Below are 16,052 nucleotides of genomic sequence, written 5' to 3' on the forward strand. Positions count from 1 at the left end.
GGCGGCTTTTTCGTTTTGCCGTCCAGTCCTGCGGCGGCGGCGTGCTATAGCGCCGGCCCGATCGCGCCGGCGCCATGCCGCAGCGGAGCCCCGATGCAGCCGATCATCTCGATCCAGGACCTGTCCAAGGTCTACGCCTCCGGTCTGAAGGCCCTCGACGGCATCGACCTCGACATCCGCGAGGGCGAGATCTTCGCCCTGCTCGGGCCCAACGGCGCCGGCAAGACGACGCTGATCAGCATCGTGTGCGGCATCGTCACGGCGAGCGCAGGTCGCGTCCTGGCGGGGGGCCATGACATCGCCTCCGATTACCGGCGCGCACGCCGGCTCATCGGGCTGGTGCCGCAGGAACTCACCACCGACGCCTTCGAGACCGTGTGGGCGACAACCAATTTCAGCCGCGGCCTCTACGGCCTCAAGCCTGACCCGGCCCATATTGAGCGGGTGCTGCGCGACCTCTCGCTCTGGGAGAAGCGCGATTCGCGGATGATGACGCTCTCGGGGGGCATGAAGCGGCGGGTGCTGATCGCCAAGGCCCTCGCGCACGAGCCGCGCATCCTGTTCCTCGACGAGCCCACCGCCGGCGTCGACGTGGAGCTGCGCCGGGACATGTGGCGCTTGGTGCGCTCGCTGCGCGACACAGGCGTCACCGTGATCCTGACCACCCACTACATAGAGGAGGCCGAGGAGATGGCCGACCGGGTCGGGGTGATCCGCAAGGGCCGGATCATCCTGGTGGAGGAGAAGGCCGAGCTGATGCGCAAGCTCGGCAAGAAGCAGATGACCCTGAACCTGCAGGAGCCGCTGGCCGCCCTGCCCGAGGCCCTGGCGCGGCACGACCTCACGCTGAAGCCGGGCGGGCAGGACCTCGTCTACACGTACGATACCAAGACTCCCGACACCGAGGGCGAGCGCACCGGCATCACGGGCCTGCTCGCCGATCTCGCGGCGGCCGGCATCCGTTTTCGCGACATCCAGACCAGCCAATCCTCCCTGGAGGAGATCTTCGTCGACCTCGTGAAGGAACGCGCATGAACTGGTACGCGGTCCGCGCCATCTACGGCTTCGAGATGGCGCGCTTCTGGCGAACGGCTTTGCAGAGCATCGTCGCGCCGGTCATCGCCACCTCGCTCTACTTCGTGGTCTTCGGGGCCGCCATCGGCTCGCGGGTGGCCGCCGTGGACGGCGTCGCCTACGGGGCCTTCATCGTCCCTGGCCTGATGATGCTCTCGCTGCTGACGCAGAGCATCGCCAACGCCTCGTTCGGCATCTACTTCCCGCGCTTTGCCGGCACGATCTACGAGATCCTGTCGGCCCCGGTCTCGCCCCTGGAGATCGTGCTCGGCTATGTCGGGGCGGCGGCCTCGAAATCGATCCTGATCGCACTGATCATCCTGGCCACCGCCGCGCTGTTCGTGCCCCTGCGCATCGAGCACCCCGTGGCGATGGTGTTGTTCCTGCTGCTCACGGCGGTGACCTTCAGCCTGTTCGGCTTCCTCATCGGCCTCTGGGCCGACGGCTTCGAGCGGCTGCAACTCGTGCCGCTCCTCGTCGTGACGCCGCTGACCTTCCTGGGCGGCAGCTTCTACGCCATCGAGATGCTGCCGCCGTTCTGGCGGGGGGTGAGCCTCGCCAACCCGGTGGTCTACCTCGTCAGCGGCTTCCGCTGGGCATTCTTCGGCACCTCGGATGTCGGCATCGGCATCAGCGTGGCCATGGCGCTGGTCTTCCTGGTCCTGTGCCTTGCCGGCGTGACCTGCATCTTTCGGACCGGCTACCGCCTGAAGAGCTGACCCGGCCCCCGTTCGATCCCGCTGGCGCGCTCAGAAGAACGCCTGCAGCCCCGTCTGAGCCCGGCCCAGGATCAGGGCGTGGACGTCGTGTGTGCCCTCGTAGGTGTTCACCGTCTCGAGGTTCTGGGCGTGGCGCATCACGTGGTACTCACCCATGATGCCGTTGCCGCCGTGCATGTCGCGGGCGGTACGGGCGATGTCGAGCGCCTTCCCGCAATTGTTGCGCTTGATCAACGAGATCATCTCGGGCGCCATCCGGCCCTCGTCGAAGAGGCGCCCGACCCGGAGCGCGGCCTGGAACCCGAGGGCGATCTCGGTCTGCATGTCGGCGAGCTTGCGCTGCACGAGCTGGGTCTGGGCCAGCGGCCGGCCGAACTGGTGGCGCTCCAGGGTGTAGGCCCGCGCCCGGTGCCAGCAATCCTCGGCCGCCCCCATGGCACCCCAGGCGATGCCGTAGCGCGCCCGGTTGAGGCACCCGAACGGGCCCTTCAGGCCCGAGACGTTGGGCAGGAGCGCGTCTTCGCCGACCTCCACGTCCTCCATCACGATCTCTCCCGTGGTGGAGGCGCGCAGGGAGAGCTTGCCCTTCAGGGTCGGCGCCGAGAGGCCCTTCATGCCCTTCTCCAGGATGAAGCCCCGGATCGCGCCCTCGTGCGCTTCGGATTTCGCCCAGACCACGAAGACGTCGGCGAAGGGGGCGTTCGAGATCCACATCTTAGCCCCCGAGATCCGGTAGCCACCGTCGATCTTCACCGCCTTCGTCTTCATCCCGGCCGGGTCCGAGCCCGCATCGGGCTCGGTCAGGCCGAAACAGCCGATCCAGGCGCCCGAGGCGAGTTTGGGTAGGAACTTGCGGCGCTGCTCCTCCGAACCGTAGGCGTGGATCGGATACATCACGAGGGAGGATTGCACGCTCATCATCGAGCGGTAGCCGGAATCCACCGCCTCGACGGCGCGCGCTACGAGGCCGTAGGCGACGTAGCTCGCGTCCGCTCCACCGTATTCCTCCGGCAGCGTCACCCCGAGGAGGCCGCGTTCTCCCATCCGGGCGAAGAGCTCGGGGTTGGGGGTCTCTTGCGCGTAGGCCTCGACGATGCCGGGCAGGAGTTCTTCCTGCGCGAAGGCCGTGGCGGCCTCGTGGATCGCGCGCTCGTCCTCGGTGAGCTGGTCGTTCAGCAGGAACGGATCTTCCCAGGCGAAGCTGGCGGAAGCGGGGGCGGTGGGCGCAGCGGAGCCGGGCGGGCGCGTCGGGGCGTTCATGGGGATTCCTCGGCGGTTCTTCGTGTTCCGGCGATCCTATCAGTCCGGGCCGGAGAGGCCACCCGCGCGGGTCCAGGATCGGAACGGCCGGATTCCTGTTAGACAAGCCCGGCGCGATGGGGCGGCACGGGGAGCGGAGAACCAGCCATGGGCGAGACGACGGCGCACGACGGTTCGACCTCCACGGCCCCCGACCTGCCGCTCGCCGGTATCCGCGTGCTCGATCTCTCGCGCGTGCTCGCTGGCCCGTGGTGCGCCATGTGCCTGGGCGACCTTGGCGCCGAGGTGATCAAGGTCGAGCACCCGGAGCGCGGCGACGATACCCGCGACTGGGGCCTGCGGACGGGCGACACCAACACCTCGTATTTCGACAGCGCCAACCGCAACAAGCGCTCGATCACCCTCGACCTCGCCAGCCCGGAGGGACTCGCCACGGCCCGTGCCCTGGCCCGGACCTGCGATGTGGTGGTGCAGAACTTCAAGACCGGGGGCGCCGACCGTCTCGGCCTCGGCTACGCGGCCCTGAGCGCCGAGAACCCGCGCCTGATCTACTGCTCGATCTCGGGCTACGCCTCGGACGGGCCGGAGGCGTCCCGCCCCGGCTACGACATCGTGGTGCAGGGGGAGGCCGGGCTGATGGCGCTGAACGGCGAGGCCGAGCGCCCGCCCCTCAAGTTCGGCCTCGCGGCGGTCGACCTCTTCACCGGGCAATACGCGGCGCAAGGCGTACTCGCCGCCCTGTTCCAGCGCGAGCGCACGGGGCGCGGTCGTCACATCGAACTCGCCCTGTTCGATTCCGGCGTGGCGCTCACCGCCTATTGCGGCCTGGAGGCGATGGTGCGCGGGCACGACCCCGTCCGCGCCGGCAACGCCCATCCGTCCATCGCGCCCTACGGCGTGTTCGAGACCGGTGACGGTCCGATCGTGCTAGCGGTGGGCAACAACGGCCAGTACCGCCGCCTCTGCGAGCAGGTGCTGGGGTGCCCCGACCTCGCCGTGGACCCGCGTTTCGCCACCAACCTGGAGCGCTCGCGCAACCGCGCGGCGTTCCTGCCCGTGATCGAGGCCGAACTCGCCCGCTGGACCCGCGCCGACCTCCTCGCCCGCCTCGACGCGGCCGGCATCCCCTGTGGCGAGGTGCTGGGCCTGCACGCGGCCCTGACCTCGGAGCGCGCGCGCGCCGGGCACCTCGTGCTGCCCGGGAGCGAGGCCGCCGGCCACGTTCTCGCCCCGCCCTATCGCATCGATGGTGCGCGCCTGCCCGTCCGCCGCATGCCGCCGGCCCTCGGGGCGTCGAGCGCGGAGATCCACGCGGAACTCGACTTGGCCGCCGGGCCGGACGACCGGCCGGACCGCTGACAACCGTCGCGGGGGCGCCCGGCGATCAGGCCCCTCCCCGGCCATGCGGGTCGTAGAGGGTTGCGTAATCCATCACCGCGAGCGCGAGCCGTGTCATGTTTTCCGTAGCGTCCCGAAGGCGCGCGACCATCGGGTCCCCGGCCGGCAGCTCGGCGGCCAGCAGAGACAGCGCCTCGTGCAGGCCTTCCACCGAGCGCAGGATCGACTCCGAAAGGCAGGCGATCTGCCCCTGGCGCGAGCCGAGATTTCCTCCGGCACGGATGTCACGCTCGAGTTGAGCTTCCAGGCGACGGATGCCGTTTGAGGACAGGTCGACGGGGAGGATGAGCAATTCGGTCATCCCCACCTCACGCCGCACGGATCTTGGCGAGGAAGCGGGAAACCTCGCCGTCGAGAAGCTCGGATTGCCGCGACAGGTCGGAGGCTGCGGTCAGGACCTGGCTCGCCGCGGCACCCGTCTCCTCGGAGGCCTGGGCGACGCCGGAGATGTTGCTCGTTACCTCGCCGGTGCCCGCGGCGGCCTCGCTGACGTTGCGCACGATCTCCTGTGTGGCTGCGCCCTGCTGCTGCACGGCGGCCGCGATGGACCCGGCAACGCCGTTGATCTCTGCGATGCGCCGACGGATGCCGTCGATGGCGCTGACGGCGCCGCCGGTCGCGCCCTGGATGCGGCCGATCTGCCCGGTGATCTCCTCGGTCGCCCGCGCCGTCTGGTTGGCGAGCTCCTTGACCTCGGCCGCGACCACGGCGAAGCCGCGCCCTGCCTCGCCGGCGCGCGCGGCCTCGATGGTGGCGTTGAGCGCCAGCAGGTTGGTCTGGCTCGCGATGGCCGAGATCATGGCGACCACGTCGCCGATCCGGCGGACCGCCTCGCTGAGCTCCTGGACCAGGATCGCGGTCTGTTCCGCCTCGGTCACGGCCTGCCCCGCAAGCTCCTCGGAGCCCGCGACCTGGCGGCCGATCTCGTTCACCGAGGCGCCGAGTTCCTCGGCGGCCGCCGCGACCGTATTGACGTTGGCCGCTGCCTGGCTCGCCGCCGCCGCCACGGTGGTCGATTGGCGCGCGGTCTCGGTGGCGATGCCCGACATGCTGCTGGCGGTCGCCTGCAGTTCGGTCGCCGCGGAGGCGACGGAGGCGAGCACGCCGCCGACCGTTTGCTCGAAGGCATCGGCCAGTTGCACGCGCTCGGCCTTGTGGCGGGCCTCAGCCTCGACCCGCTCCCGCGCTGACGCCTCCTCCATTCGGCGGACCTGCTCGCGCTGCTCGACCTGGGTCGTCACGTCGATGGCGAACTTGGTCACCTGGACGGGGCGGCCATCGGCATCGAGCACGGGGTTGTAGCTGGCCTCGATCCAGACCTCGCGTCCGCCCTTGCCTATGCGCCGGAACTGGCCAGCCTGGGACTCGCCCCGGCGCAGCGCGTCCCAGAAGCGGACGTACTCAGCGCTGGCGCGATGGTCGGCGTCGACGAACATGCCGTGATGCTGCCCGACGACCTCCGCGGCCGTGTAGCCGACGGCGGACAGGAAATTGGCGTTCGCTTCCAGCACTCGTCCGTCGAGGTCGAAGCTGATCACGGCCTGGGACCTGCGGATGGCATCGACCTGCCCGCGAAGCGCATTGGTTTCCACCATCTGCGCCGTGATGTCGGTGGCGTACTTCACAACCCGCGTGACGATGCCGGCACCATCCCGGATCGGGTTGTAGGAGCCCTTGATCCAGATCGTCTTGCCGCTCTTGGCGATCCGCTTGAACTCGGCGACCTCCGGCTGCCCCGCCCGGAGCCCGTTCCAGAACGCGGAATAGGCACGGCTGTCCCGGTGGGACGCCTCCACGAAGAGGCCGTGGTGGCGGCCGAGGATCTCATCCAGGGTGTAGCCCATGACGTCGAGGAAGGCCGCGTTGGCCGAGAGGATCGTGCCGTTCGGCGCGAACTCGATGACGGCTTGTGACGCCTCGATGGCGGCGAGCCGGCGCGCCTGATCCTCGCGCTCGAGCCGGCCCGTCGCGTCGATCCACCCGAGGGCGTACCCCGATACGCGAGAGCCTTCGGTCACCGGCGTGACGGCCACGTCGTAGTGGCGACCATCGAGGCGGACCAAGGTCTCGTGCCGTCCGCGCAGGCCCGGCGGGACGAGAGGCTGGCCCATCACGTCGCGGCACAGGTCGTCGAGGCGGGATCCCGTCAGGTCGATCCTGTCCGGACCGAGCAGGTCGTTCATGGCCGGGTTCATGGTCGTCACGACCGAATGCATGTCGACCCCAAGTACCGGCAGGCGCAGGCTTTCGAGCATTGCGGTATCGAATCGCGACTTGCGTGACCTGCTCCTGAAATCGAACATTGGAAACTCCCGTGGAAACGATGATGAAAATGTTCAGTTCTTGGCGGTGACCGTCCCTGAACCTTCCGTCATTGTGGAGTGTCGGTGTTTGACGAGTTCTGAATTAAATCGCGCACGCATCATCCGAAACATGTCTTTCCGTCGAAAATAATGCTTAATGAAGTCTGTTTCATAATTCCAAAAGAAGGACATGAAAGAAAATCTGTCATGAGCGCCGCCGGCCTCGTGCGAATGCTCACCGAATCCTAGGACATCGCGGTTGTACTCACGGACATCGATCTGAAGCGTCCAGGACCGACCGCGCCCTATTCCAATCCGGCCTTCGCGCTCATGAGCGGGTACGGGATCGCGGCGGTCGTCGGCGAGTGTCCGCGCCTGCTGCAGGGGGAGGTACAAGCCGAGAGGCGACGCAGCATCCGCCCCAGATCTTGAGGGCGGAAGGCCGGTTCCTCGGTTGCCTGCAGAACGACCACAAAAGTAGGGACGCCGACGTGCCAGATCGATGTCCGACCGGTCCGGGGACGTGAGGGCTCAGCCCAAGCCCTCATCGCCTACGAGCGCGAGGTCGTGCGCAGACGCGGCCGGCCCGCGCGCCGGCATCCCGCGTCGCCGTCCACCCCGCCGGAGGCCCTCCGAGCGGGGTCGTACCGCGTCATCGGATTCGGTTTCGTTGGCCTTCCGGAAGTCCAGGCCTCAGGGCGCTTCTTAGAGGAAAAAGTGGTGGGCCCGGCAGGACTCGAACCTGCAACCAGACCGTTATGAGCGGTCGGCTCTAACCATTGAGCTACAGGCCCGAGCCGTGGGGTCGGCTTGGCGTTTCACGAGGCTGCGTGTGCCGAGATCGTCCGGGCGACGCAATCCGCGCGGGTATACGCGTGGGATCGGACTAACCCGAACCCGGGGGTGTCGGCAAGGGATTGGGTTTGTGCTTCCCGGATGGCGGCCCGATCCATGGGGGGCCAACGCGAAGCCCGGATGCGGCGATCCGCATCCGGGTTCGGGTTCGTCTCAGGCGTGGGAGGGGGTGGTGTGCGGGTCGTGCTTGTCCGGCGTGGTGTTGTGCGGGTCCTTGCCGCGCTTCTTGGCGAGCCAGATCAGGAAATTCCGGATCACCACGTAGAAGACAGGCGTCAGGAAGAGGCCGAACACCGTGGCGCCGATCATGCCGAAGCACACGGCGGTACCGAGCGCCTGGCGCATCTCGGCGCCGGGGCCGGTGGCGATCACGAGCGGCACCGTGCCGAGGATGAAGGCGAAGGCCGTCATCAGGATCGGGCGCAGGCGCAGGCGGCAGGCCTCGACGGCGGCCGCCACGGGGCCCTTCCGCTCGGTCTCCTCCAGCTGGTGCGCGAACTCCACGATCAGGATGGCGTTCTTGGCGGCCAGACCGATGAGCACGATCAGGCCGATCTGGGTCAGGATGTTGTTGTCCTGGCCTCGCAACTGGACGCCGAACAGCGCCGCGAGCACGCCGGTGGGCACCACCAGCAGGATCGCCAGAGGCAGCGCCCAGGATTCGTACTGCGCGGCGAGCACGAGGAAGACGAGGAGCACGCCGAGCGCGAAGACGTAGATCGCCGTGTTGCCCGCCGCCTTCTGCTGGTAGGCGATCTCGGTCCAGTCGTAGGAATAGCCGTCCGGCAGCGTGTCCTTGGCGATGGCCTCCATGGCATCCAGCGCCTGGCCGGTGGAGATGCCGGGTTTCGCCGTGCCCTGGACCGGCACCGAGTAGTACAGGTTGAAGCGCTGGACGATCTGCGGGCCGGTGATCTCCCGGATCGTGGCCAGCGTGCCCATCGGCACCAGGGCGCCGGTGGAGGAGCGGACCTTCAGCTGCTCGATGTCCTGCTTCGAGACGCGGAACTGCGCGTCGCCCTGCACGCGGACCTGATAGATGCGGCCGAGCGTGTTGAAGTCGTTGACGTAGGCACCGCCGAGCGCCGTCTGCACCGTCGAGAAGACGTTGGACAAAGGCACGTTGAGCATGCGCGCCACGGTGCGGTCGATGTCGAGGTAGAGCTGCGGCGTGTCGTTGCCGAAGGTGGTGAACACCCGCTGCACGTCGTTGCTCTGGTTGGCCTTGCCCAGGACCTCGCCGACGGCGCCGAGCAGCGGGCCGATTGCCGAGCTCTGGCGGCTTTCGATCTGCATCTTGAAGCCGCCGCCCTGCCCGAGGCCGCGCACCGGCGGCGGCGGGATGACGATGACGCGGGCCTCCTGGATGTCGGCGGTGGCCTTGATCACGTCGTTGGTGATCACCGCCGCGCTCCGCCCTTGCGTCGCGCGCTCCTTGGCGCCCGCGAGGGTGATGAACATCACGCCCGAGTTGGTGGTGTTGGTGAAGGTCGCGCCGTCGAAGCCCGCGATGATGACGGTGTTCGTCACGCCGTCGATCTTGCGGGCCGCCGCCGCCGCCCGGTTCACCACCTCGGTGGTGCGGTCGAGGGAGGCGCCCGACGGCAGCTGCACCACGCCGATGAGGTAGCCCTGGTCCTGGTCGGGGATGAAGCCCGTGGGGGTCGTCTGGACGAGGTGGAGGGTGGCGGCGATGACGCCGGCATAGACGATCAGCATCGCGATCAGCCCGATCGCGTAGTTGGTCAGGCCGTAGATGATCCGCCCATAGGTGTTCGAGAGCCAGTCGAAGCCCTTATTGAACATGTCGGCGAGCCAGCCGACGAAGCGGAAGAGGAAGAACTTCGGCTTAGCGTGCGCGTGGTGGGGCTTGAGGAGCAGCTTGCAGAGCGCCGGCGACAGCGTCAGCGAATTGAACATCGAGATGATGGTCGAGGCCGCGATGGTGAGCGCGAACTGCTTGTAGAACTGGCCCGTGATGCCGGGGATGAAGGCGGTGGGGATGAACACCGCCGAGAGCACGAGCGCGATCGCGATGACGGCGCCGCCGACCTCGTCCATGGTCTTGTGCGCGGCGTCGCCCGGGGAGAGGCCCTCGGCCATGTTGCGCTCGACGTTCTCCACCACCACGATGGCGTCGTCGACCACGATGCCGATGGCGAGCACGAGCCCGAACAGAGTCAGGTTGTTGAGCGAGAACCCGAAGGCCGACATGGCCGCGAAGGTGCCGACCAGCGACACGGGAATCGCGATCACCGGGATGAGCGCGGTGCGCCAGCTCTGGAGGAAGACCAGCACCACGATGACCACGAGGCCAACGGCCTCGAACAGGGTCTTGTAGACCTCGTGGATCGATTCCTCGATGAACTCGGTCGGGTTGTAGGCGATACGGTACTCGATGTCGGGCGGGAAGTTCTTCTTGAGGTTGTCCATCACCTTGCGCACCGACGCTGCGGCGTCGAGGGCGTTGGTGCCGGGGCGCTGGAAGGCGCCGATGCCGATGGCGGGCGTGTCGTTGAGGAACGAATTCGTCGTGTAGTCCTTCTGGCCCATCTCCACGCGGGCGACGTCCTTAACCCGCACGAGGCGCCCGTCCGAGGCCTTGACGATGACGTCGGCGAACTCCTCGGGGCTCTGGAAGCGTCCCTGCGACTGCACGATGAGCTGGAAGGCCTGGCCCGTGGCGGCCGGCGGCGAGTTCAGCGCGCCGGCCGCCACCTGGACGTTCTGCTCGGACAGGGACGTGATGACGTCGGAGGTGGTCAGCCCGTAAGCGGCGAGCTTGTTCGGGTCGAGCCAGACGCGCTCGGCGTACTCGTTGCCGCCGAAGATCGTGATGTCGCCGACGCCGTCGAGGCGCAGGAGCTCGTCGCGGATGTTCAGGTAGATGTAGTTGGCGAGGTAGTTCTGGTCGTAGGTCTTCTTCGGCGAGAGCAGGTGCACCACCAGCATCAGGTCCGGCGAGGCCTTGCGCACGGTGACGCCGAGGTTGCGCACGTCCGGCGGCAGGCGCGGCTGGGCCACCGAGAGGCGGTTCTGGACGAGGACGTTGGCGATGTCGAGGTTGGTGCCGACCTTGAAGGTCACGGTGAGCAGCATGTTGCCGTCGTTGGTCGACAACGACGTCATGTAGAGCATGTTGTCGACGCCGTTGACCTCTTGCTCGATCGGCGTCGCGATGGTGGCCGCCACCGTCTCGGCGTTGGCGCCGGGGAAGCTCGCGCGAACCGTCACCGTGGGCGGCACGATCTCGGGGTACTGCGCCACCGGTAGCGACAGGTAGGCGACGTAGCCGAGGATGAGGAAGACGATCGACGTGACCGACGCGAAGATCGGTCGATCGACGAAGAAGTGGGCAAAACGCATCGCTTGAACCTCTCGCCGCGCGCGGCCCGCATGCGCGGGTCCAAGGCGGCATCGTTTCTTCGTCCGCGGTCTCTATCGCCGCTCCCCGCCCGCGAACGGCCGGGGGGATGTCTCGTCTCGGGACCAGGTCGAGTCCTGCTCGATCAGGCCCTGCTCGATCAGGTCTTGCTGGGCGGCAGGGTCGAGGCTTCCGCCGTCACCTTCGCGCCGGGACGCACGCGGCTGACACCGTTCACCACCACGTTCTCGTCGCCCTTCAGGCCCTCGCGGATGACCCGGTAGCCGTCGACCTTCGGGCCGAGCTTGACCTCGCGCAGCGCCACCGTGCCGTCGTCGGCCACGACGTAGACGATGCGCTTGTCCTGGTTGGCCGAGACAGCCTCGTCGGGCAGGAGGATGCCCTGGTAGGGCTTGGTGGCCGGCAGCGAGACGACGCCGAAGAGGCCGGGTTTGATGAACCCGTCGGGGTTCTCCACCGTGGCGCGCAGCAGCACCGTGCCGGTGGCGTTGTCGACCCGGTTGTCCACGAAGTCGAGGGTGCCCTTGCGGGTCGGCTTGGCCTCGCCGGTGAGCGCGATCCGGATCGGGACCCCCTTGCCCTTCTGCGTTTCGCCCATGCCGATGCCGAGGCTGCCCTGGTACTTCAGGAACGAGCGCTCATCGACGGTGAAGCCGAAGTAGATCGGATCCAGGGAGACGATCGTCGTCAGCAGGGTCTGGTCGGTGATGACGATGTTGCCCTCGGTCACCAGGCGCCGGCTGATGCGGCCGGAGATCGGGGCCTTCACCTCGGTGAAGTCGTAGTTCAGCTGCGCCTGGCGCAGCTGCGCGTCGGCGCTGTCGACGTCGGCCTGCGCGGTCTGCGAGGCCTGCCGGCGCTGGTCGGTGACCTGCTCGGAGATGTTGCCCGACTTGCTCAGTGTCTGGGCGCGGTCGAGGTCGGTCTGCGAGAAGTTCAGGCGGGCCTTCGCGGAAACCAGGGCCGCCTGTGCCTGGTCGAGGGCCGCCTTGTAGGGGCGCCGGTCGATCACGAAGAGCAGGTCGCCCTTCTTCACCGTGGCGCCGTCCGTGAAGTTCAGCTTCTCGAGGTAGCCGGTGACGCGGGCGCGCACATCGACAATGTCGACCGGGTCGAAACGGCCCGTGTAGGTGTCGGTCTCGACGATCTCGCGGACCACCGGCTTGGCGGTGGTGACCTTCGGCGGAGGCCCGCCGGGCGCCTGCGCCAGGGCGGGCGACGCGAACAGCGCTGCCGCGACGACGAGGGCTGGAAGGACGTTCAAGGTCGAGCGCATACGCATATGGTTATTCCCTACGATGCGCCAGCTAGAGGTCCGCGCCGCGGCATGTCGTGCGCTGCCACACATGGTCCACGGGAGCGTCGGAATTTATGGGCATTCAGATTTCGACGGGCTCGCCGGAGCCGGCCCAGTCCTTGAAGCCGCCCGCGTAATGTTCTTCGATCGGCAGCCCGGCATTCTGGGCGGCCGCCAGGGCATGGACGGAGCGGACGCCGGACATGCAGGAGAACACGGGGCGGCGGCCGTCCCGCGCGATCAGCGCGGCGACCGCGCCGGTATCGAAGGTGGAGAGCGGGTGCGGGACCGCGCCGGGGATGTGTCCCTGCGCGAACTCATGGGGCTCGCGCACGTCGATCACCAGCAACGAGCGGTCGGCGAGGCCGGCCTTGATCGTATCCCGGTCGAGGCCAACAACGTTCATGTACGGATTCTCCACGCGCGATCTGCCGGACGGGCGGCACGACGCTGACGCTTATCCATAATCGTCAGGCGTCAGCGGCACAACGTGCCCGTTGCAGGGCCATGTCAACCGTCGCGAAGTGATTCGTCCAGCTCGGGACCTCGTGGCCGGTCAGCCGACTCGCGAGGGTCTGGCGAAGGGCGGAGCCGGGTTCCGCGAGGTCCTCCACCGCCCGGCGCCAGCCCGGCCCGTCGAGGGGATCCAGGAAATGGGCGAAGGTCGCGCCGATCTCCCTGTGGACCGCGAGGTCGGAGGCGACGACGGGAAGACCGGATGCGGCGGCCTCGATCACGGGCAGGCCGTAGCCCTCCGCGAAGGAGGGCATCAACAGGGCGGTGGCCGAGCGCAGCAGAGCCGCGAGGCCGTGGCTCGACAGGCCGCTCACTTCGCTGACATGCGTGCCCATGGCCGGGCAGCGCTCCAGCATGTCGATGACGTTCTCGGCTTCCCAGCCACGCCGGCCGACGAGGACGAGGCGAGGCGTCGCGGACCCGTGCCGCGACGCCAGATCGCGCCAGAGATTGAGGAGCGCGAGGTGATTCTTGCGCGGCTCGATCGTGCCGCAGACGACGAAGGTGGGTTTACGCGGCGTGAAGGCGGGTCCCTCCCCGGGGGGGCTGAAGACCGGTTCCACGCCGAGCAGCGCCACGCTGACGGGTCTCGCCGGAAGGCCGTTCGCGGCGCAGAACGCGAGGAAGCGCGCGCCGACATCCCCGGAATTGACCAGCACGTGCGCGGCGTGGTGCGCGATCGTCATCATGCGGATGCGGTGGCGCTCCGCCTCCCCCGGGCGCCCGTATTCCGGGTAGTCGATCGGGATCAGGTCGTGGACGAAGAAGACGGGGCGGATGTCGCGACGGTTGTAGAGCCAGTCGAAGCGGCCGGGCTTGTCGAGGCGCAGGTGCGAGGTGTGCAGGTAGATCGTGCCTTGCGGCAGGATCTCGGGGCCGCGCGCGCGCAGGGTCGTGGCCGCGGTCCGGGCCTGGACCCGCCGCCGGTCCCCAACGCGGCCGCGATCGGGGCCGGCCGGCGGCGCGCCGGGCTCCGGTTCCGACCCGAGGGCTGCCGCCAGGCGCCGATAGACCGGATCCTGTGTCGCGTCGCGATCCTCGACCCAGCCGGCAGCCACGGCCTCGACGATCGCGAGGGCCTCCGCCCGCGCGAGCACCCGGGGCCCCAGGGCCGTGGAGACGAGGCCGAACCGCTCTCCGTCCTGGCCCAGGACATGCCGCGCATAGGCGAGGTCGACCCGGTCGATCCCACTCGGGCTCGCATGCCGTAGGCGGGTGATGAGGCGGGTCAGATCGAAGGCGAGGCTCGGGACGGGCATGATCCTCCGGATTCGTTCAGGGACGCGGCCGTATGGCCGGCAGGCGCCCCGCGCCTATATGCGCTCGCCTCAGCCCGAGGCTACCCGCGGCCGACGCCGCCAACGCGAGCAACGCCCAGTGTCTCCCGGATACCTGCCCTTCGCCGGCGCCCTCGACCTGCCCGCCTACACCTGTGACAATTGCGGCTTCTGGCAGCGCCATTTCGAGGCCCCCGCCGCCTGCCCGATGTGCCTCGACGCCCGCCACGTGGTGCCGCAGAAGGGCTGGCAGTTCTGGACCGAGCGCGAGGCGCAGGCGCGCTTCCCCTGCCACTGGGAAGAACTGGAGCCCGGGATCTGGCGGTTCTGGAACGATCCCGTCTCGGGCATCGGCCCGAGCGCCTACCTGATCCAGACGCCGGCCGGAAACATGGGTTTCGAGGCTTGCCCGGTCTTCAGCGAGGCGGCGCTCCAGCACATCGCCGGTCTCGGCGGGATGCGGGTGCTCTCCGCCTCGCACCCGCATGCCTACGGCGCCCTCGTGCAGCTGCAGGACCGTTTCGACCCGGAACTCTGCTTGCCCGCGGCCGACTTCGCTTGGAGCGCGGCGCTGCAGGTCTCCTGGCCCTACGACGATTTTCTGGAACCCCTGCCCGGCCTCGAACTGCACCGCACCGCCGGCCACTTCGACGGTCATGCCGTCCTGTTCGACCGATCGCGAAAAATCCTGTACTGCGGCGACGCCCTCAAGTTCGAACTCGACCCGGGGGATTTCCGCCGGGCGCTGACCATCTCGGCGCACAAGGCCTTCGTGCGTGGGGTACCGCTGACCACCAACGAGTTGCGGCGCTACCGCGACGTCTTCGCCCAGCTCGACTTCACCCAGACCTGGACGCCCTTCGAGCCGGCCGCCAATTGCGGCCGGGCCGAGGTGCTGGCGCTGATCGACGGCATGCTGGCGACCCGCCCGCACGCCGCCCCGGTGCCCCTCGATACCCTGAGGCGCTGAAGGGTTCAGCCCCGCGTCGCGGCGGTCTGGCCGAACATGACCTTCTTGGCCTCCTCGCTCATGGTCTTCCCGAAATCCGGGTTGACCTCCGGGGCGCGGGCATAGGCCGCTTTGGTGCCGGAGCGCTCGGCGATGGCGTGGAACCAGCGCTGGAGGTTCGGGAAATCCTCGAGCCGCTGGCCTTGCTTCTCGTACGGCACGATCCACGGATAGCAGGCCATGTCGGCGATCGAGTAATCGGCGCCGGCGACGTATGGCCGGTCGGCGAGGCGCCGGTCGAGGACGCCATAGAGCCGGTTCGTCTCCTTGACGTAGCGGTCGATCGCATACGGCACCTTCTCCGGCGCGTACTGGGTGAAGTGATGGTTCTGGCCGAGCATGGGCCCAAGGCCGCCCATCTGCCAGAACAGCCATTGCAGCACCTCGGCACGACCGGCCACGTCCTGGGCGATGAAGCGCCCGGTCTTCTCGGCGAGGTAGAGCAGGATCGCACCGGATTCGAACAGCGAGACCGGGGCTCCGCCGCCGGCCGGGGCATGATCGACGATCGCCGGCATGCGGTTGTTGGGAGCGATCGCCAGGAAGTCCGGCTTGAACTGGTCGCCCTTACCGATGTTCACGGGCTTGATCGCGTAGTCGAGGCCCGCCTCTTCGAGGAGCATCGTCACCTTGTGGCCGTTCGGCGTCGGCCAGTAATAGAGATCGATCATCGGATTCTCCGTGGGGCGCACGTCTCGGGACATCGGGGCAATCCGTGACGCCGAAGGCCGACGTGGTGCCGGGGCCGCCCGGGGTCAAGCTTGGGGAAAACTTCTCCGCCCGCCCGGCGATCGTTCGAATGCCGCGCGATCGGACAACACTCGATTCAGGGCTGGTGTGCTTGCCTCATGGCGGTGGGATGAGGTGACGGGATGATCGGCGCGATTACAGCCAGCCAAGCAGGCCTCGCGGCTGCCACGCAGCGCTACGGCGCGTCGGCCGAGGGGATCGCGGCGATC

12 protein-coding genes and 1 tRNA gene are annotated in these 16,052 nt (G+C 68.3%); 4 read left to right on the top strand and 9 right to left on the bottom strand.

Features of this window, described 5'->3' with window-relative positions; all coding sequences use genetic code 11:
* Nucleotides 1-93 precede the first annotated feature (93 nt).
* Both MFF30_RS21710 and MFF30_RS21715 read left to right on the top strand, forming a co-directional pair.
* Nucleotides 94-1,035, top strand: coding sequence for an ABC transporter ATP-binding protein (locus tag MFF30_RS21710; RefSeq protein ID WP_238282086.1), 942 nt, complete (start codon nucleotides 94-96; stop codon nucleotides 1,033-1,035).
* Complete coding sequence (locus tag MFF30_RS21715) at nucleotides 1,032-1,793, top strand: ABC transporter permease (protein WP_238282087.1); 762 nt, start codon at nucleotides 1,032-1,034, stop codon at nucleotides 1,791-1,793. The genes MFF30_RS21710 and MFF30_RS21715 overlap by 4 nt, the downstream gene beginning before the upstream one ends.
* Before the next feature lie 30 nt (nucleotides 1,794-1,823).
* Here MFF30_RS21715 and MFF30_RS21720 read toward each other — a convergent pair whose 3' ends face one another.
* Entirely contained in the window at nucleotides 1,824-3,053 is a 1,230-nt protein-coding gene (locus MFF30_RS21720; RefSeq protein ID WP_238282088.1) for an acyl-CoA dehydrogenase, read from the bottom strand.
* 147 nt (nucleotides 3,054-3,200) lie between these two features.
* Here MFF30_RS21720 and MFF30_RS21725 point away from each other — a divergent pair, with 147 nt between their 5' ends.
* Entirely contained in the window at nucleotides 3,201-4,412 is a 1,212-nt protein-coding gene (locus MFF30_RS21725; protein ID WP_238282089.1) for a CaiB/BaiF CoA transferase family protein, read from the top strand.
* A 25-nt stretch (nucleotides 4,413-4,437) separates the two neighbouring features.
* Here the strand turns inward: MFF30_RS21725 and MFF30_RS21730 are convergent, their stop codons facing one another.
* The 7 genes from MFF30_RS21730 to MFF30_RS21760 all read right to left on the bottom strand — a co-directional run bounded on the left by MFF30_RS21730 (nucleotide 4,438) and on the right by MFF30_RS21760 (nucleotide 14,066).
* Nucleotides 4,438-4,752 carry a hypothetical protein gene (locus MFF30_RS21730; protein ID WP_238282091.1) on the bottom strand — a complete coding sequence of 105 codons (315 nt, stop codon included), beginning with the start codon at nucleotides 4,750-4,752 and terminating at the stop codon, nucleotides 4,438-4,440.
* 7 nt (nucleotides 4,753-4,759) lie between these two features.
* Nucleotides 4,760-6,706 (bottom strand): methyl-accepting chemotaxis protein, encoded by a 1,947-nt coding sequence (locus tag MFF30_RS21735; protein ID WP_238282092.1) that lies wholly within the window; start codon nucleotides 6,704-6,706, stop codon nucleotides 4,760-4,762.
* Nucleotides 6,707-7,472: 766 nt separating this feature from the next.
* Nucleotides 7,473-7,548: transfer RNA gene (locus MFF30_RS21740), tRNA-Ile, on the bottom strand.
* A 214-nt stretch (nucleotides 7,549-7,762) separates the two neighbouring features.
* Entirely contained in the window at nucleotides 7,763-10,975 is a 3,213-nt protein-coding gene (locus MFF30_RS21745; RefSeq protein ID WP_238282094.1) for an efflux RND transporter permease subunit, read from the bottom strand.
* Between the two features lie 158 nt (nucleotides 10,976-11,133).
* Complete coding sequence (locus MFF30_RS21750; protein WP_373320975.1) at nucleotides 11,134-12,270, bottom strand: efflux RND transporter periplasmic adaptor subunit; 1,137 nt, start codon at nucleotides 12,268-12,270, stop codon at nucleotides 11,134-11,136.
* Nucleotides 12,271-12,373: 103 nt separating this feature from the next.
* Complete coding sequence (locus MFF30_RS21755; RefSeq protein WP_238282096.1) at nucleotides 12,374-12,697, bottom strand: rhodanese-like domain-containing protein; 324 nt, start codon at nucleotides 12,695-12,697, stop codon at nucleotides 12,374-12,376.
* Between the two features lie 64 nt (nucleotides 12,698-12,761).
* Entirely contained in the window at nucleotides 12,762-14,066 is a 1,305-nt protein-coding gene (locus MFF30_RS21760) for a glycosyltransferase family 4 protein (RefSeq protein WP_238282098.1), read from the bottom strand.
* Between the two features lie 118 nt (nucleotides 14,067-14,184).
* On the opposite strand from MFF30_RS21760, the gene MFF30_RS21765 reads away from it, so the two are divergent.
* Nucleotides 14,185-15,054, top strand: coding sequence for an MBL fold metallo-hydrolase (locus MFF30_RS21765; protein ID WP_238282100.1), 870 nt, complete (start codon nucleotides 14,185-14,187; stop codon nucleotides 15,052-15,054).
* A gap of 5 nt (nucleotides 15,055-15,059) precedes the next feature.
* Here the strand turns inward: MFF30_RS21765 and MFF30_RS21770 are convergent, their stop codons facing one another.
* Nucleotides 15,060-15,764 carry a glutathione S-transferase N-terminal domain-containing protein gene (locus MFF30_RS21770; protein ID WP_238282102.1) on the bottom strand — a complete coding sequence of 235 codons (705 nt, stop codon included), beginning with the start codon at nucleotides 15,762-15,764 and terminating at the stop codon, nucleotides 15,060-15,062.
* Between the last annotated feature and the right edge of the window lie 288 nt (nucleotides 15,765-16,052).

The sequence above is a fragment of the Methylobacterium goesingense genome, from assembly GCF_022179225.1.
GTDB lineage: Bacteria > Pseudomonadota > Alphaproteobacteria > Rhizobiales > Beijerinckiaceae > Methylobacterium > Methylobacterium goesingense.